Origin of the sequence: Bordetella genomosp. 13, from assembly GCF_007679965.1 — a bacterium.
Lineage (GTDB): Bacteria > Pseudomonadota > Gammaproteobacteria > Burkholderiales > Burkholderiaceae_B > Bordetella.
Map to the genome: position 1 here is coordinate 473,570 of NZ_VEHL01000002.1, position 22,673 is coordinate 496,242.

17 protein-coding genes are annotated in these 22,673 nt (G+C 69.5%); 7 read left to right on the forward strand and 10 right to left on the reverse strand.

Annotation, left to right across the window (positions count from 1 at the left end; translation table 11 throughout):
• Nucleotides 1–148 precede the first annotated feature (148 nt).
• The 6 genes from FS845_RS08035 to FS845_RS08060 all read left to right on the forward strand — a co-directional run bounded on the left by FS845_RS08035 (nucleotide 149) and on the right by FS845_RS08060 (nucleotide 6,243).
• Nucleotides 149–1,165 carry an amino acid ABC transporter substrate-binding protein gene (locus FS845_RS08035; RefSeq protein ID WP_144632446.1) on the forward strand — a complete coding sequence of 339 codons (1,017 nt, stop codon included), beginning with the start codon at nucleotides 149–151 and terminating at the stop codon, nucleotides 1,163–1,165.
• Between the two features lie 128 nt (nucleotides 1,166–1,293).
• The gene (locus FS845_RS08040) at nucleotides 1,294–2,484 is read left to right on the forward strand and encodes an amino acid ABC transporter permease (protein ID WP_144632449.1); all 1,191 of its coding nucleotides are present in this window, start codon (nucleotides 1,294–1,296) and stop codon (nucleotides 2,482–2,484) included.
• Between the two features lie 143 nt (nucleotides 2,485–2,627).
• Nucleotides 2,628–3,728: an amino acid ABC transporter permease gene (locus FS845_RS08045; protein ID WP_144632451.1), complete on the forward strand. Its 1,101-nt coding sequence runs from the start codon at nucleotides 2,628–2,630 to the stop codon at nucleotides 3,726–3,728.
• A 60-nt stretch (nucleotides 3,729–3,788) separates the two neighbouring features.
• Complete coding sequence (locus FS845_RS08050) at nucleotides 3,789–4,529, forward strand: amino acid ABC transporter ATP-binding protein (RefSeq protein WP_144632454.1); 741 nt, start codon at nucleotides 3,789–3,791, stop codon at nucleotides 4,527–4,529.
• A gap of 265 nt (nucleotides 4,530–4,794) precedes the next feature.
• A complete protein-coding gene (locus FS845_RS08055) occupies nucleotides 4,795–5,817 on the forward strand; it encodes a Bug family tripartite tricarboxylate transporter substrate binding protein (RefSeq protein ID WP_144632456.1) in 1,023 nt (340 codons plus the stop codon).
• Nucleotides 5,818–5,823: 6 nt separating this feature from the next.
• A complete protein-coding gene (locus FS845_RS08060; RefSeq protein WP_144632459.1) occupies nucleotides 5,824–6,243 on the forward strand; it encodes a CopD family protein in 420 nt (139 codons plus the stop codon).
• 69 nt (nucleotides 6,244–6,312) lie between these two features.
• On the opposite strand, the gene FS845_RS08065 is transcribed toward FS845_RS08060, so the two are convergent.
• The 9 genes from FS845_RS08065 to gtdA form a co-directional block, all read right to left on the reverse strand.
• Entirely contained in the window at nucleotides 6,313–7,278 is a 966-nt protein-coding gene (locus FS845_RS08065; RefSeq protein ID WP_144632462.1) for a Bug family tripartite tricarboxylate transporter substrate binding protein, read from the reverse strand.
• A gap of 67 nt (nucleotides 7,279–7,345) precedes the next feature.
• Nucleotides 7,346–8,314 (reverse strand): ketopantoate reductase family protein, encoded by a 969-nt coding sequence (locus FS845_RS08070; RefSeq protein WP_144632465.1) that lies wholly within the window; start codon nucleotides 8,312–8,314, stop codon nucleotides 7,346–7,348.
• Between the two features lie 13 nt (nucleotides 8,315–8,327).
• The gene (locus FS845_RS08075) at nucleotides 8,328–10,100 is read right to left on the reverse strand and encodes a thiamine pyrophosphate-requiring protein (RefSeq protein WP_144632468.1); all 1,773 of its coding nucleotides are present in this window, start codon (nucleotides 10,098–10,100) and stop codon (nucleotides 8,328–8,330) included.
• Nucleotides 10,101–10,164: 64 nt separating this feature from the next.
• The gene (locus FS845_RS08080; RefSeq protein ID WP_144632471.1) at nucleotides 10,165–11,610 is read right to left on the reverse strand and encodes an aldehyde dehydrogenase family protein; all 1,446 of its coding nucleotides are present in this window, start codon (nucleotides 11,608–11,610) and stop codon (nucleotides 10,165–10,167) included.
• Between the two features lie 9 nt (nucleotides 11,611–11,619).
• Nucleotides 11,620–12,258 carry a maleylacetoacetate isomerase gene (gene maiA / locus FS845_RS08085; RefSeq protein ID WP_144632474.1) on the reverse strand — a complete coding sequence of 213 codons (639 nt, stop codon included), beginning with the start codon at nucleotides 12,256–12,258 and terminating at the stop codon, nucleotides 11,620–11,622.
• A 64-nt stretch (nucleotides 12,259–12,322) separates the two neighbouring features.
• Nucleotides 12,323–13,285 (reverse strand): Bug family tripartite tricarboxylate transporter substrate binding protein, encoded by a 963-nt coding sequence (locus tag FS845_RS08090; protein WP_144632478.1) that lies wholly within the window; start codon nucleotides 13,283–13,285, stop codon nucleotides 12,323–12,325.
• Between the two features lie 57 nt (nucleotides 13,286–13,342).
• The gene (locus FS845_RS08095) at nucleotides 13,343–14,602 is read right to left on the reverse strand and encodes a flavin-dependent oxidoreductase (protein WP_144632481.1); all 1,260 of its coding nucleotides are present in this window, start codon (nucleotides 14,600–14,602) and stop codon (nucleotides 13,343–13,345) included.
• The gene (locus FS845_RS08100; protein WP_144632484.1) at nucleotides 14,599–15,303 is read right to left on the reverse strand and encodes a fumarylacetoacetate hydrolase family protein; all 705 of its coding nucleotides are present in this window, start codon (nucleotides 15,301–15,303) and stop codon (nucleotides 14,599–14,601) included. The genes FS845_RS08095 and FS845_RS08100 overlap by 4 nt, the downstream gene beginning before the upstream one ends.
• Before the next feature lie 72 nt (nucleotides 15,304–15,375).
• A complete protein-coding gene (gene gtdA, locus FS845_RS08105) occupies nucleotides 15,376–16,431 on the reverse strand; it encodes a gentisate 1,2-dioxygenase (protein WP_144632487.1) in 1,056 nt (351 codons plus the stop codon).
• Between the two features lie 162 nt (nucleotides 16,432–16,593).
• Between gtdA and FS845_RS08110 the strand changes: the two genes are divergently transcribed.
• A complete protein-coding gene (locus FS845_RS08110; protein WP_144632490.1) occupies nucleotides 16,594–17,544 on the forward strand; it encodes a LysR substrate-binding domain-containing protein in 951 nt (316 codons plus the stop codon).
• Between the two features lie 28 nt (nucleotides 17,545–17,572).
• On the opposite strand, the gene FS845_RS08115 is transcribed toward FS845_RS08110, so the two are convergent.
• Nucleotides 17,573–22,561 carry an autotransporter outer membrane beta-barrel domain-containing protein gene (locus FS845_RS08115; RefSeq protein ID WP_144632493.1) on the reverse strand — a complete coding sequence of 1,663 codons (4,989 nt, stop codon included), beginning with the start codon at nucleotides 22,559–22,561 and terminating at the stop codon, nucleotides 17,573–17,575.
• Between the last annotated feature and the right edge of the window lie 112 nt (nucleotides 22,562–22,673).

Consider the following 22,673-nt stretch of genomic DNA (forward strand, 5'->3'; position numbering starts at 1 on the left):
CGCGTCGAACGTCATATATATGTCCCCCATTCAGAGGGTTTAGTGCAAAGGGATTTCCCCCATGTCCCCAAATTAGGTCAAACGCTACCATCGCCGCAAGCGTGAGGCCTACCAGGCCCGCGCAGCTGTCCTTACACGGGAGATCACCATGAAAGTATTGAAACTGGCCGCTGTCGGCGCCGCCCTCTTCGCCGCCGCATCGGCCGCGCACGCGGGCGCGACGTTCGACAACGTCAAGAAAAAAGGCTTCGTCCAGTGCGGAGTTTCCACCGGCATCGCCGGCTTCTCCATCGCCGACAGCAAGGGCACGTGGCAGGGCATCGACGTGGACATGTGCCGCGCCATCGCCGCCACGATGTTCAATGACGCCACCAAGTTCAAGGTCACCCCGCTGAACACGCAGCAGCGCTTCACCGCCCTGCAGTCCGGCGAGATCGACGTGCTGACCCGCAACACCACGCAGACGCTGACCCGCGACACCACGCTGGGCCTGATCGGCGCCGGCGTGAACTACTACGACAGCCAGGGCGTCATGGTCTCGAAGGACCTGGGCGTCAAGAGCGCGAAAGAGCTGAACGGCGCCACCGTCTGCGTGCAGCCGGGCACCACCACCGAACTGAACCTGGCCGACTGGTTCCGTGGCCAGAAGATCGAATTCAAGCCGGTCGTGATCGACAAGTACGACGAGATCGTGCGTGCGTTCTCGTCGGGCCGTTGCGATGCCTTCACGACCGACAAGTCGCAGCTGGCCTCGACCCGCACCACGCTGACCGATCCCGACAAGTACGTCATCCTGCCGGAAGACTTCTCGAAGGAACCCCTGGGCCCCATGGTCCGCCAGGGCGACGAGCAGTGGTTCAACGTGGTCCGCTGGGCTCTGAACGCGCAGTTGGAAGCCGAGGAATACGGCATCACGTCGAAGAACGTCGACGACATGGCCAAGAACCCCAACCCCAACATCCAGCGCATCCTGGGCACGACCCCGGGCATGGGCAAGAACCTGGGCGTGGATGACAAGTGGGCCTACAACGTCATCAAGCAAGTGGGCAACTACGGCGAAGTCTTCGAACGCACCCTGGGCAAGGGCGGTCCGATGAAGCTCGAGCGCGGCCTGAACGCTTCGTACAAGCAGGGCGGCATCATGTACGGCTGGCCCGTGCGCTAAGCCAAGACCCGCCTGACGCGCCCGGCCTCTGCGCAAGAGGCCAGGCGCGAGTCGGCAGGCAGGCAAGGGCGAAGGCGGCGCACGACGCCGCCTTCGCCGTGTTGTCCGATCTCTGTTAGAAGCACATCATGGCAACTACCCCTAAAAGTCCGCCCTTGGCGGCACCTCCGAGACGCCTGAGCTGGAATGATCCCGGCACGCGCGCGGTGGTCTATCAGGTCGTCGCGCTGGGGCTGGTCGCCCTGGGCGTCTGGTTCCTGGTCTCGAATACCCTGCACAACCTGTCCCAGCGCAACATCGCCACCGGCTTCGGCTTCCTGGGCCGCGAGGCCGGCTTCGCCATCGGCGAAACCGCCATCGCGTATTCGCCCGCCGACACCTACGGCCGCGCCATCTGGGTCGGCCTGCTGAACACGCTGCGCGTGGCGGTGCTGGGCATCATCCTGGCCACCATCCTCGGCACGCTGATCGGCATCGCCCGGCTGTCCAAGAACTGGCTCATTTCCAAGCTTGCCTCGGCCTACGTCGAGGTCATGCGCAACATCCCGCTGCTGCTGCAGCTGTTCTTCTGGTACGCGATCATCACCGAGAGCATGCCGGGGCCGCGCCAGGCGCACAATCCGCTGCCGGGCGTGTTCATCTCCAACCGCGGCCTGAAAGTGCCCGGCCTGCAGGGCGACTCGTTCGACTGGATCCTGGTCGGCGTGGTGGTGGCCATCGTCGCCATCGTGTTCGCGCAGCGCTGGGGTACCAAGCGCCAGCAGGCCACCGGACGCCCGTTCCCGCTGGGACGCTGGGCCATCGCGTTCCTCATCGGTTTCCCGGTGCTGGGCTGGCTGGTCAGCGGCGCCTCGCTGACGCTTGACGTACCGGAACTGCGCGGCTTCAACTTCTCGGGCGGCTGGACGCTGTCGCCGGAATTCTCCGCGCTGCTGGCGGGCCTGGTGATCTACACCGCGGCCTTCGTGGCCGAGGTGGTCCGTTCCGGGGTGCAGGCCGTCAACAACGGCCAGTGGGAAGCGGCCGGCTCGCTGGGCCTGCGCCGCGGCCTGGTGCTGCGCCTGGTGGTGCTGCCGCAGGCGCTGCGCGTGATCATCCCGCCGATGACCAGCCAGTACCTGAACCTGACAAAGAACAGCTCGCTGGCCGTGGCGATCGGCTATCCGGACATCGTGTCGGTGGTCAACACCACGCTGAACCAGACCGGCCAGGCCATCGAGGGCATCCTCATCATCATGGCGGCGTACCTCACGGTCAGCCTCTCCATCTCGATCTTCATGAACTGGTACAACAAGCGCATCGCGCTGGTGGAGCGTTAGGTGAAGGCCCCCCCCTACGCGCTGACGCGCGCCCCCCAGGGGGCGACGCAGGCGGACCGGCAGAGCCGGATTCGCCGCGTCCCCGATCGAGGCGCACCGGGTTCATATGCCGCGGGTGCTGCTTGGCTGCATGAGACGCTGATATGAGCAATACGACACACATTCCTACCGAGGCGCTGCCCCCGCCGTCCACCCACGTCGGTGCCTGGGCATGGGTCAAGACGCGGCTGTTCTCGTCGCCGCTGAACATCCTGCTGACGGTCCTGTCGGCATGGCTGATCCTGATGGCCGTGCCCGCCGTCGTCGAATGGGCGCTGATCAAGGCCAATTTCACGGCCGACACCGCTGCCGAGTGCCGCGCCACCACCGGCGCGTGCTGGGCCTTCATCGCCGAAAAGCACCGCCTGATCCTGTTCGGCACGTATCCGTACGACGAACAGTGGCGTCCGCTGCTGGCCACCATCATCCTGCTGGCGGTCATCATCTGCAGCGGCATGCGCCGCTTCTGGAACGCGACGCTGCCCGTCATCTGGGCCGTCGGCCTGACGCTGGTCGGCATCCTGATGTGGGGCGGCGTCTTCGGCCTGGAGCACGTCGAGAACGCACGCTGGGGCGGCCTGCCGCTGACGCTCATCCTGTCGACCTTCGGCATCGCCTTCGCCTTTCCCATCGGCGTGCTGCTGGCCCTGGGCCGGCGCTCGCGCATGCCGGCGATCAAGGCGCTGTGCGTCGTGTACATCGAGCTGATCCGCGGCGTGCCGCTGATCAGCCTGCTGTTCATGTCGTCGGTGATGCTGCCGCTGTTCCTGCCCGAGGGCTACTCGATCGACAAGCTGCTGCGCGCGCAGATCGCCATCATCATGTTCGCGGCGGCCTACATCGCCGAGACGGTGCGCGGCGGCCTGCAGGCCATCCCGAAGGGGCAGTACGAAGGCGCGGATTCGCTGGGCCTGTCGTACTGGCAGCAGATGCGCAAGATCATCCTGCCGCAGGCACTGAAGATCGTCATCCCGCCGCTGGTCAGCATCTTCATCGCGCTGTTCAAGGACACGTCGCTGGTGGTCATCATCGGCATCTTCGACCTGACCCTGGCGGCCAAGGCGGCGTTGTCCGACGCGGCATGGCGCGGCTTCAGCGTCGAGGCCTACGTGTTCATCTCGCTGATCTACTTCGTCTTCTGCTTCTCGATGTCGAAGTACAGCCAGAAACTCGAAAAGCGGCTGCAAACCGGCCACGCCAGATAAAACAATCAAACCGCGCTGCCCGGGGGGCGGCGCGGCCTCAGTCATCACGGGAGTACAGGCATGCCTGACGCCATCATCCGCCTGCAGGACGTGAACAAGTGGTACGGCCAGTTCCACGTCCTGCGCAACATCAATCTCGACGTCGCGCCCGGCGAACGCATCGTGGTCTGCGGCCCGTCGGGTTCCGGCAAGTCCACGATGATCCGCTGCATCAACCGCCTGGAAGAACACCAGGCCGGCAAGATCGTCGTCGACGGCACCGAGCTGACCAACGACCTGAAGCAGATCGAGACCATCCGCCGCGACGTCGGCATGGTGTTCCAGCACTTCAACCTGTTCCCGCACCTGACGGTGCTGGAGAACCTCACCCTCGGCCCCACCTGGGTGCTGAAGAAGCCGCGCGCCGAAGCCGAGGCCACGGCCATGAAGTACCTGGAGCGCGTGCGCATTCCCGACCAGGCCAAGAAGTTTCCCGGCCAGCTGTCGGGCGGCCAGCAGCAGCGCGTGGCCATCGCGCGCTCGCTGTGCATGCATCCCAAGATCATGCTGTTCGACGAGCCCACCTCCGCGCTGGACCCCGAAATGGTCAAGGAAGTGCTGGACGTGATGGTCACGCTGGCCGAGGAAAGCGGCATGACCATGCTGTGCGTGACCCACGAAATGGGCTTCGCCCGCAAGGTCGCCGACCGCGTGATCTTCATGGACCGCGGCGAGATCATCGAGCAGAACAGCCCGGACGCCTTCTTCGACAACCCGCAGAACGAGCGCACCAAGCTGTTCCTGAGCCAGATCCTGCATTGATCCGTCGCTGATCCTGCTTGCCCGCAAGGCCGCCTTTCGTTGTATCGGCGGCCTTTTTTCTTCGCACTCCGTGCGATGTGCGGCGCGGCAGAACCTCTCAGGAACTTGCAAGCTTGACGCAATAATTCATGGAAATATGAAGTTTTCCAGCAATGATTCGCCGGAATTGGCCAGAATAATCATCTGGATCCGCTAAAAACCGCAGAATTGCCGGCCTGTGTAACTGAGTTATGCTGGCGCCGCTCATCACTGGAGACCCCTGCTCATGTCCCGTCCCGATATTCTTCGTTCCACCGCGCGCCGCGTTCTGCTGGGCGGTGTCGTGGCCCTGGCCGCCGGCCTGTGCTCGCTGGCCCCGATGGCCGCGCAGGCCGCCGACTACCCCAGCAAGCCGCTGCGCTTCATCGTGCCCTATCCTCCCGGCGGTCCGCTGGACACCATGGCGCGCGTGCTGGCCGAGAAGGTGCGGGCCTCGCTGGGACAGCCGGTCATCGTCGAGAACAAGGCCGGGGCCGGCGGCAACATCGGCGCGGACTTGATCGCCAAGGCGCCGCATGACGGCTACACGCTGGGCATGGGCGCTGTGGCCACGCACGCCATCAATCCGTTCCTGTTCAACAACCTGCCGTACGATCCGATCAAGGATTTCTCGCCCATCACCGTCGTGGCCTCCGTGCCCAACGTGCTGGTCATGAACCTCGACTTCGCGCAGAAGAACGACATCAAGACCCTGGCCGACCTGATCGCCTATGCCAAGAAGAACCCCGGCAAGCTGAATTACGGATCGGGCGGCAACGGCAGCGCCGGCCATCTGTCCGGCGAACTGCTGAAGGCGCGCGCCGGCATCAACGTCGAGCACATTCCGTACCAGGGCGCGGCGCCGGCCCAGCTGGCGCTGCTGTCGGGCCAGTCCGACTTCATGTTCGACAACCTGGCCGCGTCGGCCGGCCTGATCAAGGACGGCAAGGTCAAGGCGCTGGCCGTGACCACCGCGCAGCGCTCGTCGCTGCTGCCGGACGTGCCCACCGTGCAGGAAGGCGGCGTGCAGGGCTTCGACCTGGGCACGTGGTTCGGCGTGTTCACCACCGGCGGCGTGCCGGCCGACGTGGTGGCCAAGCTGAACAAGGCCTACGCCGACGCGATGAACCTGCCCGAGGTGCGCGAGCGCCTGCTGGCCATGGGCTCGGAAGCCAAGCCGATGACGGCGCAGGCCTTCGCCGAGTTCGTCAGGCAGGAGAAGGACAAGTACCAGGAAATCGTCAAACTGTCGGGCGCCAGCCTGAACTGACCGGTGATGGCCTGGTATCCCTGGCTGCGCGTGCTGCACGCGGTATTGGCGGCGGCATGGGTGCTGGGCCTGCTGACGCTGTCGGCAGCCTGTTTTCCCGCGTCGGAGCCGCAGGCGCCATCGCGCTTCATGCGGGGCCTGGCGCGCTGGAACGTGCGCGTGACCTGGCCCGCCATGCTGCTGGCCCTGGCCGTGGGCGCCGAGCTGGCACGCATGGTGGGCTGGTTCGGCCAGCCCTGGCTTGACGCCAAGCTGGGCCTGGTCGCGGCCCTGGTGTTGCTGCAGATCGCACTGTCCGTCGTGCTGCACCGCCTGATCCACGTGCAGGGCTATCGCTCGCCGGGGTGGGCGCTGCCCGCCAGCATGGTGGTGTTCCTGCTGGGGCTGGGCGTGCTGATCCTGGCGACGGTCAAGCCGGCCTTCTGAGACCGGCCGCGCATCGGCGTGCCGCCGGCCCGCCGATGCGTCCGGACTTCCTTGCGCATCCTGCCGTCATCAGTTCGGCTGGATGCCCGCGTCCCGGGCGACGCGCTTCCATAGCGCGATCTCCCTGCCGATCAGCGCGGCGAATTCCGCCGGGGTGTTGCTCCTGGGCGTGATCGACAATCCTGCGATGCGTTCGCGCACTTCCGGGGCCTGCAGCGCGTCGTGCACGCTGCGCTGCAGTGTCGCGATCACCGCTGGCGGCGTGCCCGCGGGCGCGAACAGGCCGCTCCACAGCTCCACGTCCATGTCGATGCCGGCTTCCTTCATGGTCGGCACGTCCGGCAGATAGGGCGTGCGCTGCGCCGAGGTGACCGCCAGCGCACGCACGCGGCCGCCCTTGATCATCGGCGTGGCCGGGCCCGCGTCCACCAGCGTCATGGTGGCGTCGCCGGTGCTGACGGCCGTGATCGAGTCCATGCTGCCCTTGTAGGGGATGTACTCGAAGTGCGTGCCGGTCTGCTTCTTGAACAGCTCGGTCATCAACTGGAACGACGCGGCGCTGGCGCTGTAGTTCGACGTCTTCGGGTTGGCCGCGGCGTAGGCCTTCAGGCCCTTCAACGTGGCCGTCCCGGGATTGGCGGACTGCGTCAGCAGGATCAACGGGAACGTGCCCACCAGCGAGATCGGCGCCAGGTCCTTGTCCGGCGCATAGGGCAGCGACTTGTACAGCGCCGGATTGAACGAGATGGGGCCGCTGGCGCCCATCAGCAACGTGTAGCCGTCGGGCCTGGCCTTGGCCACGTACGTGGCGCCGACGATGGAGGCCACGCCGGGCTTGTTCTCGACGATGACGGGCTGCTTCAGCGACGCGGACATCCTGTCGGCCAGGATGCGGGCCAGGATGTCGTTGGCGCCGCCGGCGCTGTAGCCGACGACGATGGTGATGGGGTGCGCGGGATACGTTTCCCCGGCTTGCGCGGCGGCGCCCGCGCAGGCCAGGGCAGCGGCCGACGCAAGGGTTGCGGGACGAATCATGGTGTGTCTCCTCGGGTGTGGTCAGGGCCGACGCTGCTGCCGCTTCACTGCGGGTGGGACTGCGCTGTCAGGCGGCGGCTTCGGGGTGCGCCAACTGCCAGGCGCGTGCGGTCTCCAGCCCCTTCACCAGCCGGTACACGGTGCGGCATGCGTGCACGGCGACGCCCAGGCGGTCGCCCTCGCGCACGATGAAGCCGGTCAGTTCGTCGATCTCGGTGGCCGCGCCGCGCGCGATGTCCAGCGCCATCGAGCCCGCATGGCGGCTGACCGGGCGCCGGCCGGCGCGCGTGTCGTGCACCAGCTCCAGGGGATCGAAGGCGTAGCGGCCGCCCAGTGCCCGGACCACGTCGTTGCACTCGCGCGCCAGGTCGTCGATCAGCGCGGCCACGTCGGGCGATCCGTAGCGCGCGGCGTTCACGCCCAGCAACAGCGCGCCCACGGGATTCATCACGCAGTTGAAGACGAACTTGGACCAGACCGCGTCCATCGGGTCGTCCAGCGTGCGGGTGGGCAGGCCCGCGGCCGTCAACAGCTCGGCCAGCCAGGCGCAGTCGGCGGCGTCGCCGCGAGTCGGTCCCAGCCACGTGGTGTTGCCGCGGATCAGGTGTTCGATGCAGCCGGGGGCCAGGTAGCGTCCCGCGTCCAGCGAGATGCCGCGCGCCACCTTGCAATCGGAGCCGGCCTCGAGGATTTCGCTGTTGCCCATGCCGTTCTGCAAGGTGACCAGCAAGGGGCTGTCTGTTGCCACCACAGGCCGCAGCCCGGCCAGGGCGTCGGCGGTGCGGCCGGACTTGACCAGGAACAGCACGGCATCGAATGCCTCGCCGTGCAGCGATGCTGCATCGGTCTCGGCACGCAGCCTGCACGTGCGCGCCTGGCCGCCTTCGATGCGCAGGCCGTGCTGGCGGATGGCGGCCACGTGGGCGGCATCGATGTCCAGCGCGGTCACCTCGGCCACGCGAGCCAGGTGGGCGGCGTAGATGCCGCCCATGGCGCCGCAGCCGACCACCAGGATGCGGTGTCGGGAATGGTGCATGGCTGTCTCCTGGCTAGATCTGTCCGATCCGCACGTGCAGCAGCGCGGCCTGGCCACGGTCCAGCGCCTGCAGGCAGCGCGCGAGGGCGGGGGGCAGGTCACCCGGCTCGATCACGTGTTCGCCATGCGCCCCGAAAGCCTGCGCCACCTGGTCGAAGCGGCGCTGGCGGCCATCCAGGCGCGCCTGGAAGTCATCGACACCGGCCGCCTCGCCATCCGGATAGACGCGCAGCACGGCTTCTTTCACCGCCTGCCAGCCGCCGTTGTCCAGCACCACCGTCAGGATGGGCAGGCCGTAGTTCTGCGCCACCGCATAGACCGAGGTCGGCGTCGAGAAATGAAAGCCGCCATCGCCGACGATCTGCACGACGCGGCACTGCGGCCGCGCCAGCTTCACGCCCAGCGCCAGGCCGCCGCTGTAGCCCAGGCCGCCGCCGGAGCAGCCCAGCAGCGACAGCGGCTCGGTGCGCGGGATCTGCCCCAGCACCGCTGGCGAATTGCGGATGGCCTCGTTGACGACGACGTCGTCCGGGCGCAATGCCGCGCCCAGCGCGGCGCACACGTACTGCGGCGAGATCGCGCCGGGCGCGCCACGGTCGTCGGCCGCGCGCGCCAGCGCCGCGCGGCGTGCGGCATTGGACTGCTCCCAGCCGGCGATGCGCCGCGCCACGCGTTGCTCGAACTCGGGCGTGGCCAGGCGCTCGACGGCCTCCAGCACCTGCTCCAGGGCGCGGCCGCAATCCGCCTGCAGCCGGGTATGGGTGGCGAAGCCCCACATCGGGAAGTCGCGCTTGATCGGATCCACATCGATGTGGGTCCAGCGCGTGTCGGGATGCTCCGTGGCGAACTTCGGCAGCCAGGGCACGTCCACGTCCAGCAGCAGGCCCACGTCGGCGTCGGCCAGGCCGGGCTTGGGGTCGAAACCGCCGAAGCATGGATGATCGCGCGGGAGGTTCATGTGGGTGGGCATGAACTCGTAGACCCGGATGCCGCAGCGCTGCGCCAGGGCCTGCAGCGCGCGCACGGCGCGCGCCTTGCGGCCCAGGTAGGCGGTGACCGCGACGGGGCTGCGCGCGCCGATCAGCTGGCGCGCGACGGCCTCGGCTTGCAGCGGATCGATGCCGCCCGCGGCCACCTCGCCGTAGCGGTCGGCCGGAAAGGTGCGCACCTGCTCGGGCCGCCACTGCTCGGCCAGCGTCTCGCGCGGCAGGGTCATGTACACGGGCCCGGGGGGATCGCTGTGCATCACGGCATGGCCGCGTCGCAGCGCTTCCTTCGCCACCACGCCCGAGGGCAGCGAGTATTCCCACTTCACGTAGGGCCGCACCAGGCTGGCGATGTCGAAGGGGTCCTGCACGAAGTGCACGTAATTGTCGCGCGAGCCCGGCAGCTCGCCGCGCAGCGTGTAGGGCGCGCGGCCGGCGATCAGCATCACCGGCAGGCGGCCGCGGAACATGTTGTGCAGGCCCATGGCCGCGTTGGCCGTGCCGGCGTCCACGTGCACCATCACGGCCTGCCCGCGTCCCGTCATGGCGGCATAGCCAGCGGCCATGTGCACCGCCACGTTCTCGTGCGGGCACAGGATGGTGCGCGCCTGCTTGCGTCCTTCGCGCTTCCAGCGGGCCATCTCCTCGATCAGCGCGACGTGGTCCGTGCCGAAGTTGGAGAAGACGTAGTCCACGCCGATCTCGTTCAGGCCCTCCAGGAAGTAGTGCGCGGCGCTGCGGGAAGGTCCGGGCGTGGTGGGGGAGGCCGCCGGGTGGGCGGACGGTGCCGTGTTGTCCATGTGATGTCTCCAGTCGCCGGGGTCTGCCGCCCCGGCTGTCCTGCTTGGTGGAAGGGGCCAGGCGTCAGGCCTGGGTTTCGTAGTAGAAGTGCTTGGTTTCCAGGAAGTCGTTCAGGCCCTCCTGGCCGTGCAGCCGGCCGTAGCCGCTGTCCGCATGGCCGCCGGTCTCCGCTTCGGCGTACAGCCTGTTGTGTGTGTTGGCCCATACCGTGCCGAACCTCATGCGCCCGGCCATGCGGCGGGCGCGTTCGGCATCGGCCGACCACACGCTTGAGGCCAGGCTGTAGCGCGTGGCGTTGGCGCGCGCGATCGCATCCTCCTCGTCGCGAAAGCGCTCGACCACCACCAGCGGGCCGAACAGCTCGCGCTGCACGTAGTCGGACGCCAGGTCTTCGATGGCCACCAGGCTGGGCTCGATGAAGGCGCCGCGCGCCAGGTTGCCGGCCGGGACGCGGCCCTGCACCAGCACCGTGCCCGAGTCGCCGGCACGTTCGACCAGTCCCGCGATGCGGTCGCGATTGGCCGTGTCGATGAGGCAGCCCATCTGGGACTGCGGATCGTCGCCCCTGCCCACCCGCACGGCGCGGTAGGCGTCGGCCAGCTTGCGGGTGAAGTGGTCGTACACCTCGTCCTGCACCAGCACGCGGCTGATGGCGGTGCATTGCTGGCCCGCCAGGATGAGGCTGCCCGCCACGACGCCGGCGATGGTGCGGTCGTGCGCCGCGTCGGCGAACACCACGGCGGGCGCCTTGCCGCCCAGCTCCAGCGACAGGCGCTTGAGCGTGCCCGCGGCGGCCTGCGCGATGCGCTTGCCCACGGCGGTCGAGCCCGTGAAGCTGACCACGTCGACGTCCGGCGAGGCGCACAGTTGCTGCGACACGGCCGCGCCGGACTCGATCACCGAGTTCACGATGCCCGCGGGGATGCGCTCGTCCCGCACCAGGCACTCCAGCGCCAGGTTGTGCGCCAGCGCCGTCTGGAAGGCGGGCTTGATCACGACCGAGCAGCCCGCGGCCAGGGCCGGGGCCAGCGATCGCGCCAGCAGGGTGATGGGAGCGTTCCACGGCAGGATGATGGCGGCAACGCCGGCCGCCTCGCGCTCCAGCGAGCTGTAGCAGCCCGGCTCCAGTTCGGCGATGCGGCCGAACAGGTTGCGCGCCAGTCCGGCGTAGTAGCGCAGCTCTGAGACCGCCGCCAGCGTCTCGCCCATGGCCTCGCGGCGCAGCTTGCCGTTGAGCGTGACCAGCCAGTCGGCCACCTCTTCCCTGCGCGCTTCCAGGTTGTCGGCTGCGCGCAGCAGCACGTCCGCGCGCAGCCGCGGCGAGCGGCGCCACGCGGTCCGATCGAAGGCGCGCCGGGCCGCCGCGATGGCGGCGTCGGCCTCGGCCGTGCCGCCATCGGCGTAGCGCGCGGCGACCTGTCCCGTTGCGGGGTCGAAGGCATCGCCCAGCGCGGACGATCCCGTGCCGTCGATCCAGTGGCCGTCGATGTAGTGCCGGGCGATATGCATGGCGATGTCCTAGGCGGTGTAGTCGGGCTGCACCGTGGGCGCGGCGGCGAGGAAGGCGGGCTGCTGCGCGCAATGGTCGTGCACCGCCAGGGCGCGCGGGAACGCGGACAGGTCGCAGCCCATGCGTTGCGCATTGGCCACCTGGGGCACCAGGCAGCAGTCGGCCAGCGTGGGGGCCTGGCCGAAGCAGTACGGCCCATCGGCCCGGCGGGCCAGCATGGCCTCGACGCTGGCCATGCCTTCGGCGATCCAGTGGCGGTACCACGCGCTCTTCTGCGCGTCACTGGCCTTCAGCTCCGCCTGCAGGTACTTCAGCACGCGCAGGTTGTTCACGGGATGGATGTCGCAGGCGATGACATTGGACAGCTCCAGCACGCGGGCCCGCTGCAGCGGGTCCCGCGGAATCAGCCTCGGTTCGGGATGGCGCGCGTCCAGGTAGTCGATGATCGCCAGCGATTGCGACAGTTCCAACGCGCCGTCGGACAGCAGCGGCACGCAGGCGGACGGATTGCGCGCGACATACTGCGGCTGGCGATGTTCCAGCACGCGGATGTTGACCGGCAGGGTCTCGTACGCGACGCCCTTCAAGGCAAGCGCGATGCGCACGCGGTACGAGGTCGAACTGTTGAAGAAGCTGTGTAGTTGCATGGGAAGGCACACCTGGGTCGGGAAGGCGGGCAGGCGATGCCCGCCGTGATTGCTCGGGCGCGGGTCACTCCGCCTGGATGCCCGCGCGCTGGACGATCTCGCTCCAGCGTTTCTCGTCCTTCGAGATCAGCTGGCCGAATTCGGCGGGCGTGGAGGTGGCGGGCACCATGCCTTGCGCCTCGAAGGCGGTGGCCACGTCGGGGGCTTTCAATGCCTGGGCGATCTGCTTGTTCAACGTGTCGACGATGGCCGGGGGCGTGCCCTTGGGCGCCAGCACGCCGTACCACATGTCCACGTCGGCGCCCTGCAGGCCGGCCTCGGCCAGCGTGGGCAGGCCGGGCAGCTGGGCCAGGCGCTTGGGGCTGCCGGTGGCGATGGCCACGAGCTTGCCGGCCCTGATCTGCGGCAGCGCGACGTGCACCGGCAGGAACATGTAGTCGAGCCGCCCACCCAGCATGTCGGTCACGGCGCCCGAGGTGCCCTTGTACGGCACGTGCAGCATCGTGGCCTTGGTGCGGTCCAGGAACAGCGCCATCGACAGATGGTGCGGCGTGCCCACGCCCGGCGTGCCGTACGTCAGCTTGCCCGGGTTCGCCTGCGCGGCGCGCACCACGTCGGCCACGGTCTTCGCCGGATTCGACGGATGCGTGACCAGCAGCAGCGAGCCCCACGAGGTCAGGCTGACGGGCGCGAAATCCTTCACCGGGTCGTAGCGCAGCTTGCCCTGGTACAGGCTGGCGTTCATCACGAACGTGTTCACCGTCACCATCAGCGTGTAGCCGTCGGGTTCGGCGCGCGCCACCTTCTCGCTGCCGATGTTGCCGCTGGCGCCCGGCAGGTTTTCCACCACCACGGGCTGGCCCAGCGTCTTGGGCAGGCCGGCCGCCAGCTGGCGCGCGATCAGGTCGATGCCGGTGCCAGGGGTGTAGGGCACCACCAGCGTGACGGGCCGCTCGGGCCAGGCCGCTTGCGCGGATCCCGCGAGGGCCAGCATCAGGCAGGCCAATATTTTGAAGAGGCGCTTCATGGTTTGTCTCCGGTATGGACGGGCCATGTATCCGGCCCTGTCCGTTGTGCGCGTGCGTCAGAGGAACGACGGCCGGGCCTTCAGGCCAGCGGGGTCGAAACCCGCCACGCGTTTGTAGTTGGCCGAGATGCTTTCCAGTTCGGCCGGGCTGATGACATCCTCGATGCGTGCGTAGGGGCGGTCGCCCGAGCGCACGTGGACTTCGCGCAGGATGGCGTCCGGCGGATTGGCGCGGTTGGTCAGCACCACGCGCGTGGTGGCCTCGACGCGCACGCGGTCGTAGTCCGCCAGCGCGGCGGGCGTCAGGCCCTGGCGCTTCAATTGGCCCGCCAGGTAGCGGGCGTCGATGACCGCCTGGCCCGCGCCGTTGGAGCCGCGCGGCACCATGGGATGCGCGGCGTCGCCCAGCAGCGTCAGGCGGCCCTGCGTCCAGGTGGGCAGCGGATCCTGGTCGACCATGGGATATTCCAGGATGCCGTCGGCGTCCTGGATCAGCGCCGCCACGTCGAGCCAGTCGAAGTGCCAGTCGGCGAAGGCGGGGAAGAAGTCCTCCAGGCGGCCGGCGCGTGTCCAGTCGCGCACGGCGGGCTCGGCGGCCTCGATCTCCGCCACCCAGTTGACCAGCTGGTTACCCTGCGCGTCGACGTCGTCGCGGATGGGATAGATGACCATCTTGCCGGTGGACAGCCAGCCCGCGCGCACCATGCTGGCGCCGCTGAGGAATGGTTTGCAGCGCGTGGTGCCGCGCCACATGTTGACGCCCGAATAGCGCGGCGCGCCTTCTCGCGGGTACAACTGCTTGCGCAGCGCGGAGTGGATGCCGTCGCAGCCCACGGCGATGGCGCCACGCACGGGCGGCAGGTCGTGGCCGTCGTTGTCGCGGAAGTGCGCGGTGACGCCGGCGTCGTCCTGGTCGACGCGGCTGCAGCGGGCGTCGGTGACCACGCTGTCGGCGCCCAGCCGCTGCCGCACCGCGTCCAGCAACGCCATCTGCAGGTCGCCGCGATGGATGGAATATTGCGGCCAGTCGTAGCCGGCGGCCTGGCCGGCCGGCTCGCGATAGATGAGCTGGCCGTGGCGGGTATAGAACACCGACTCCTTGGTGCGCACGCCGACCGGGTCCAGCGCCGGCAGCAGGCCGAGCTCGTCCAGTTCGCGCGTGGCGTGCGGCAGCAGGTTGATGCCCACGCCCAGCGGACGGATCTCGCGCACCGCTTCGTACACGCGGCAGGCGATGCCCGCCTGGTGCAGGCTGAGCGCCAGCACCAGGCCGCCCACGCCCGCGCCGATGATGACGACGTCGGTATCGCGCGTCATGGCTGCACCACGTGCACGTCGAGCGTGCCCAGGCCGTCCACGCCGCCTTCCATCGTGTCGCCCGGCTTGACCGGGCCGACGCCTTCGGGCGTGCCCGTGTAGATCAGGTCGCCCGGCTCCAGCTGGAAGTAGCGCGACAGGTACGAGATGGTCTCGGCGACGGACCAGATCAGCTTGGACAGGTCGCTGCGCTGCCTGTCCTGGCCGTTGACCTTCAGCCAGATGCCGGCCTTGTCCAGCGTGCCGGCCTGCGCGGCGGGCACCAGCGGGCCCAACGGTGCGCTGTGGTCGAAGGCCTTGCCCGGTTCCCACGGGCGGCCGGCTTCGCGGGCCTTCATCTGCAGGTCGCGGCGCGTCATGTCCAGGCCCACGCCGTAGCCCCACACGTGATCCAGCGCTTGTTCGACCGCGATGTCGCGGCCGCGCTTGCCGATGGCCGCGACCAGTTCGATCTCGTAGTGGAAGTTGGCGGTCTCGCTGGGGTAGGGCAGTTCCAGCGTGACGCCTTCGGCCACCGGCATCACGGCGTCCGCGGGCTTGCAGAAGAAGAAGGGCGGCTCGCGATCGGGATCGAAGCCCATCTCGCGGGCATGCGCCGCGTAGTTGCGGCCGACGCAATAGACGCGGCGCACGGGGAACAACTCGGCGCGGCCGGCGATCAGCGCGCCGGTGACGGCGGGGGGAGTGAAGACGTACGACATGAGAGACCTTGTCCTGATGGGTGAAGCATCGATCGGAGGAGACCCGCGCGGGGCTGGGTCCCCGGGCGCGGTTCAGTCCTCGCGCGACTCGCGCCAGAGGCCCAGCGCGGCCTGCACGGGCCGGTCGGAATAACTGAACAGCGTGGCGTCTTCCAGCGCGGCCAGTTGCACGGGCAGCCAGGACGGCGCGACGAACACGTCGTGCGGCGCGAACGCGAATTCCTGGTCGCCGATGCGTGCCGACCCGCGGCCTTCCACCACGCAGTACACGGTGGAGTCGGTGCTGCGGCAGGTGCGGCCCTGGAAGCCGGCCGGCAGGAACTGCATGAACGTGCCCATGGTGGGCATGGGGTAGCCGCCCGTGGCGGGATTGACGTAGCGCAGCTTCACGCCGTCCCAGGCGTCGAGTTCGCCGTGCCGGTAGAGCCGGTCCAGCGCCTCGCGGCTGCGTTCGTAGGGGTAGTTGAAGATGGGCGACGAGGACGCGTGCGCCGCCTGGTGGCGCACGGGCAGCATGTTGTAGCCGTAGCGGGCGCCGCTGTCGCCTTCCGGGCGCGTCACGGGCTGGGTGGCGGCCGGGTAGTTCTCCGCGAAGCCGGCGTCCAGCATGCGCAGCAGCGGGATGTCCAGGCCGTCCAGCCACACGACCGGTTCGCCGCCTTCGGCCGCGTCGGCATTGCCGTGGTCGTGCCAGGTCCAGGACGGCGTGATGATGAAGTCGCCGGGACGCATGGTGGTGCGTTCGCCGTTGACCGCGGTGTACGCGGTGCGGCCTTCGACGATGAAACGCAGCGCCGACTGCGAATGGCGGTGGCTGGGCGCGATCTCGCCCGGCAGGATCAGCTGCAGGCCGGCGTACAGCGTCTGGGTGATGCTGGCCTGGCCCTGCAGGCCGGGATTCTCGAGGATCAGCACGCGGCGCACGGCTTCCTCGGCGCTGATCAGCGAGCCCGATGCCAGCACGTCGGCGCGCACGTCCTCGTACTTCCAGAGGGCCGGCACGCAGCGCGGCGCGGGCTGGCGCGGCACGAGGTTGTGCAGCGATTCCCACAGGGGGGCCATGTGCTTGCGGCCGATGCGCGCGTAGTACACCTGCCGCGCGTCGCCGGGAGATTTACCGTCGGGCATGCCTGTCTCCGTCGTGTACGGGACGCGTCGTGGCGTCCCGGCCTGCCTGTTGCCGCCAGGATGGCGCGGCAGGTCGTGGAGCTATTATGGGTGCGCCGGTATGCTCAAAAAAATGAAAAAAACTTATCATCCATACGATGAAACGTATGGCTGGACGGAGACATGGACTGGACCTATCGCCTGCGCCTGCGCAACGTGAAGATGCTGCTCAGCCTGGCCCAGACCCGCAACATCAGCCACTCGGCGGCCATGCTGAACACCACCCAGCCCGGGCTGTCGAAATGGCTCAAGGACCTGGAGGAGGACATCGGGCTGCCCCTGTTCGAACGCCATGCGCGCGGCCTGCTGCCGACTCCATACGGCGAGGTGCTGATCGCGCATGCGCAGCGCCTGGATTCGCAGCTGGAGCGCGCCAGCACCGACATGGCGGCGCTGCGCGAGGGCGGCAGCGGCCGCGTGGTGCTGGGTGCGTCCGGCGCGGCCGCCTCCGATACCGTGCCGCTGGCGGTGCTGCGCCTGCTGGAGCGCATGCCGCAGGCGCGCGTCAGCCTGGTCGAGGGCACCACCGACCGCCTGCTGGCCCAACTGGCGCAGGGCGACCTGGACGTGGTCGTGGGACGGCTCGCGCCCGAGTATCACGATCCCGTGGTGCAGTCGGCCGCGCTGTATCTCGAACCCATCCACCTGGTTGCGCGGCCGCGCCATCCCCTGGCCACGCGCGCGGGGCTGCAATGGGCCGACCTGCTGGCCTATCGCTGGATCCTCTGGCCCAAGGGCACGCCGATCCGCAATGCGCTGGACACGGCGCTGGCGGCGGCCGGACAGTCCACGCCGGCGGACGCGATCGAGTCCAATTCGGTCACCATCAACCTGACGCTGATCAACACCAGCGACATGATCGGCGTGGCCTCGCACCGCGCCGCGCTGCGCCTGTCGCAGATGAACGCCATGCGCATCCTGCCGATACGCCTGTCGGGCTTCGGCTCGGTGGCGATGTACTGGCGGCGCGAGAAATACCCGCCGCAGGCGGTCCAGCTGGCGATGGCCTGCCTGCGGGAAGTGGTGGCCGAGCACGCGCCGGGACGGGGCGGCACGGAAGCACCGCCCGCATGACGGGCCCTGCTGCAGCGCGTCCACCGCTTCACCAGCTGTAGCGGTATCCCACCTGGCCGTAGACGCCGCGCCGGTCGTCGCCGCCCAGGTTCCGGGCGACCTTCACCGTGGCATACAACTGCCCCGACTGGCCGGCGCGGATGTTCAGGCCCCCGCCCACTTCGGCCCACGTGCGCCCCAGGCCTTCACGAAACGCCGTGCCGTCCATCCACACGCGGCGCGCCCCGATGAAATCGTGCAGCACGTCGGCGGTCAGGTAGGGCGTGCCGCTGCCCGAGCCGTCCGCGGTGTCCAGTCCGGGCACGAAGATGCGCAGGCCCAATCGGCCACGCAGCGCGTGGTTGCCGTTGCCGGACACATCGGAAATGCCGTCGTCGAAGCCGCGCAGCTTCAGGTACTGGTACGCCAGCTGCGCCTGCGGTTCGATGGCCAGCCTGCCGGCCATGGGCAGGGGCTGGCCGACCTCCTGCGACAGGACCAGGCCGTAGCCGTTCTGCGTCGCCTTGCCGCCATAGGCGTCGTAGTACTTGTTGTGATAGCGGGTGGCCTGGGCGACGCTGTCCCAATAGCCGCCTTGCGGACCGTACAGCGTGTAGTAGCCGCCCAGGCTCTGCGCCTGCGTGGTGGTGCTGCCGGTCTTCTCGGACAGCGTCGCGTCCAGGCTGCGCAGGCGGTCGCGGAATTTCGCATTGGCGGTGCCCAGGCTCGCGGTCACGCCGGCGTGGGTGCTGCCGCCTTCGGTCGGCCGCGACAGGGTCCAGTCGCGACCGAACTGCATGAAGAACGTCTGCTGCTTCACCGCGTAGCGGCTGCTCGTATCGGCATTGATGCCGGACCCGCCCGCGCGGCCCCATATGCCGTGGGCGTTGCCCTGCTGGCCGCGTTCGGTGCTGGCCACGTCGCCGACCCGCTCCTGCAGGCGGCCCAGGTTGGCGAAGCCATAGCCCAGGTTCAGCGCGGGCGTCAGCGCATACCCCACCGTCGCGGGGCGATACGCCACAGGTGGCTCGGCGCCCGTGTCGCCGTTGCCCGCGCCGAGAAACGAGCGCAGGTAATAGGCCTGCGGATCGGCGCTGCCGCCGCGGTACAGCAGGTATTCGTAGGGCCCCGCCTGCACGGGCGAGGCCAGCCGGAACGTGCCGGGCGCCGTCGTGCCGCCGTTGGCCGTGGCCACCACGTTGATGCCGTCGCCGGCGGTCAGCGCGCCGGCGGGGGCGGTCCTGTCGATGCGCAGGGCGGTGGCGCCCGTCGCCGCGCCGCCGTCGATGAGCAGGCGGTCGCTGGCCGAGGGCCCGCTGCCCAGGTAGGTGTTCAGCACGATCAGCCCGTTGCCGGTGTAGCGTTGCGTGGTCACCGTGCCGTAGCTGGCGGGCCGCGTGGGATCGCCGGTGGGTGCGATGAACGCGACGGTGCCGGCGTTGGACAGGGCGTCGGTCCGCGAGTCGGCGGTCACGCGCCACGTGCTGCCGGCATCGATGTCCACGGACATGGGATCGACGCGGCCCGTCAGCATCGCGCCCGCGCGCAGGTTCACCGTGCCGCGGCTGCCGTCGTCCGCGATCACGTCGCCGCGCAGCGACACGCCTTCGGCGGTGAAGTCCGCCACGCTGTTGCGGCTCAGCCGCAGCAGGATGCCCGAGCCGGCGGCCAGCGTGGCGCCGCCGCGCACGGTGATGGCGGCATGCGCGCCGGCGACGTCGACGGCGTTGCCCGACCGGGCGTCGACCGATCCCCCGGTCATCGTCACGCGCGACACCTGCGCGCTGCCGGCGTCATCGGACAGCGCGATGCCGCCCGACACGCCCTGTATCGCCGTGCGGTTCAGGGCCAGCACCGCGCCGCTGCCCGATGCGCGGATGCCGACGCCTTGCGTGCCCGTGGCGCTGACGCTGGAGTCCGCCAGCACGACCTGGCCGCCGCCGGCGCGGTTGTCGATGGCCGCGCCGCTGCCCTGCGACGTGATGCGCGTCGCCTGGCCGACGAAGGCCGCGCCGGTGGCGGTGTCGTCCAGCAGCACGCCGGCGGCCGTGCCCGCCGCCTGCACGCGGCCCGCGCCCGTCAGCGCCACGGAAGCGCCCGCGCCGCTCAGCCGCACCGCGGCCGTGCCGTCGTCGGCCTGCAGGGTCCCGTCGTTCACCAGCAGGGCATCCGCGCCGCGCACGTGTGCGCCCACGCCGTCGGCCGCGCGGATCAGGCCATTGTTGCGGACTTCGCCGTTGGTGCCGACCACGACGCCGGTCGACGCCGCGCCGTCCAGCGACACGGCGGCGTCGTTCACCAGCACACCGCGATCGCGCGCGACGAAACCGGTCACGCCGGCCGACGCCGACGCGATCTGCGCGCGGTTTTCCAGCAGGGTGGTGACGGGCGTGCCTCGCGCCGCGCCCGACACGTCCAGGCCCTGCCCGTCGACGATGCCCGCCGTCGCACCGGCGGCGGACAGCGCGATCGTCGTGGCGCTGTCAATGGTGCCCGTTGCGCCGCCCTCGACCACGATGGCGGCGGCGCCGCCGTTGGGGCCGGCCGCGCCCGTCACGTCGTACGTCGAGCTGCCCGTGGACAGCGTGGCGCCCATGCCGGTCGCCACCACGCCGCGCGCGTCGGCGCCGGTGATCGTCAACCGCAGCGCGCCGCCCGCGGTGGTGCCGTTGAACGCCGCACCGTCGGCCACGCGGAACATCGTGGACCGGTCCGTCGTCACGCTCAGTGCGCTGTCGGCCACGTCGATGGCGGAGCCCGTGCCCGCGGCGTAGAAGCCGATCTGGTCCGTGCCGGCCAGGAAGCGCGGCGTCGCGCCGGCCGCCACGTGCACCGTGCCGCCGTCCTGCGCGTAGATGCCGATGGCGCCGGTGCCCGACAGGTTCACCGTGCCGCCGATGCGGGCCGTGGCCAGCGCGCCGTCCACCCACACGCCGATGTTGCGCGTGCCGCTGGCGGGCGACAGGCCGCCGTTCACGTTGATGGTGCCGCTGGACTGGGCGTTGGCCGCGGTGCCGGGATTGGCGTTGACCAGCATGCCGATGCCGTTGATGCCGTCGAGATTGATCGTGCCGGCGTTGTGCACGATGGCGTTCGTGCCCGCCGCGCCGTTGTCGTCGGCCATCATGCCGACGTTGGCCAGCGGCGTCCCGTCGGCGGCGCCCCGTATCGTGATGGTGCCGTTGTTCTGCAGCAGCGACTGCACGGGCGCGGTGGAGTACATGGCCACGGCGTTCTGCGCGCCCGCGCCGATGATGACCTGCCCCTCGTTCACGGCTCGGTCGCCCGTGTCCATGATGCGGATGCCGTAGGTGGGGGCGGTGATGGCGACGTCCGTGGTGGCGTCGGCCTGGGTGTACTGCGCCGCGCGGCCGACGTAGATCGTGCCGTCCGCGGCGTTGGTGAAGCTGCTGCCGCCGCTGACGTTGACGCCCACGACCGTGCTGGCGTAACCGGGATTGACGCCGGCATTGATGGTGCCGTCATTGACCCCCGAGGCGCCCTGGGCCAGGCCGATGCCGGCCGACAGGTTGTTGGCATAGGCCAGTCCCGCGGTGTTGACGATGCCGCTGTTGCGCACGGTGCTGCCCGCGCCGGTGGCCAGGATGCCCGAGCCCGTGTAGTAGAACGTGTCCTGCGTGGCGGTATCCAGCCGGTCGCCGGCCAGGTAGCCCGACGCGACCACGCCGGTGCTGGCGTTGACGAAATGCGCGCCGCTTTCGATGCGGACGACCTGCTCCACGATGTTGCCGGACAGCGTGCCGTTGTTGGTCACTGTCGCGCCCTGTGCGGCCTTGATGGCGCCCGATGCGCGGGTGGCGTCTATCTGCGCGCCCAGCGCGACGACACCTGCGCCATTGGCGCCCTGGGCCAGCATCGCATAGCGGTCGCCGTTCGGCGTGCGCGCCAGGTCGCCGGCGGTGGTGTTGGTCTGGTAGCGCACCGGCACGTTGGTCGTGGCGTAGGCCATCGCGAAGGCCCGGTCATAGGCGTCCTGCGAGGCCAACACGCCGCTCTTGAGCGCCGCGACCAGCGCATCGTTGTAGGCCGCCAGCTGCGTGGCATTGGTGATGGTGTGGGTGACGCCGTTGAAAGTGACCGCGCCCGCGTAGGTGGTCACCGGCACGTACACCGTGACGATCCCGTTCTCGTCGGGCGTGGGCAGGCCGGGATCGATGCCCAGGTCGACCTGGTTGCGCGACTGCCACGAGACGGTGCTGGCCGCGGCGCCCGTGCCGTCCGCGCTGGTCAGGTAGGTCTGCTTGGACACCATCATGATGCGGTTGGCGGACGGCGTGCCCGCGGGGGCGGCGCCGAGGTTCACGTTCAGCGTGCCGCCGCCCTGGTCGACCTTGCCCAGCGAGGCGCGGTAGTACATGTCGCCGGCCACGTCCTCGAACTGCTGGACGGGCGTGTTCGCGTTCGAGCGGTCCGCGAAGACGCTGGAGTCGTACACGCGGTACACCTGGTTGATGCCGGCCGCGTCGTTCGGTCCCGTCACCGCCATGCTCTGCGCACCGTGCGTCAGTGCCTGGGACTGGAAGGTGCCCGACACGACGGTCACCGTGCTGCTGTCGACGGTGGTGTTGCCGCTGTAGCCCGTGCTGATCGGCGAGGTGCCCTGCAGCGTGATGACGTCGCCGCCCGTGACCACCGCGCCGCCCGCGCCGTCGTAGCTGGTGGGCGGATGGTAAGTGGATATGCTGCAGTTGCCGCCGCTGGCTGGTGCCTGCGACGGCGTGCCGGCGTGGCAGACCGACGCCGGCTGGGCAGGCGCGGCGTAGCCCGCCGCCATCAGGGCGCACGAGAGCACCGACAGCCGGGCTGCGTTGCGCCATGGCGATGGCGCAACGCAATGCCTTGCGTGGCCCGCGCCCATGCACGCCTGTGCGTCGAGGCCGGCTGGCGCCAGTCTGTCGAACAGCCCGGGCCGCGCGGCGCGGCATGCGCCGCGATCGTGCGGGCCGGCGCCCGGCGCGGGCATGGCGGCATAGGCTGGCCCGGCCGGATGCCGGTCCGTTTGGCGTAGTGGATTCATGGCGATGCCCAGTCCTTCCCACGGAGTCGAGAATTGCCGCCACGCCTGCAACGGCGAGCCGTGTGCGGCGGCGGTGAGGGCATCATTGGCGCTAATCCCGTCGCGACCAATT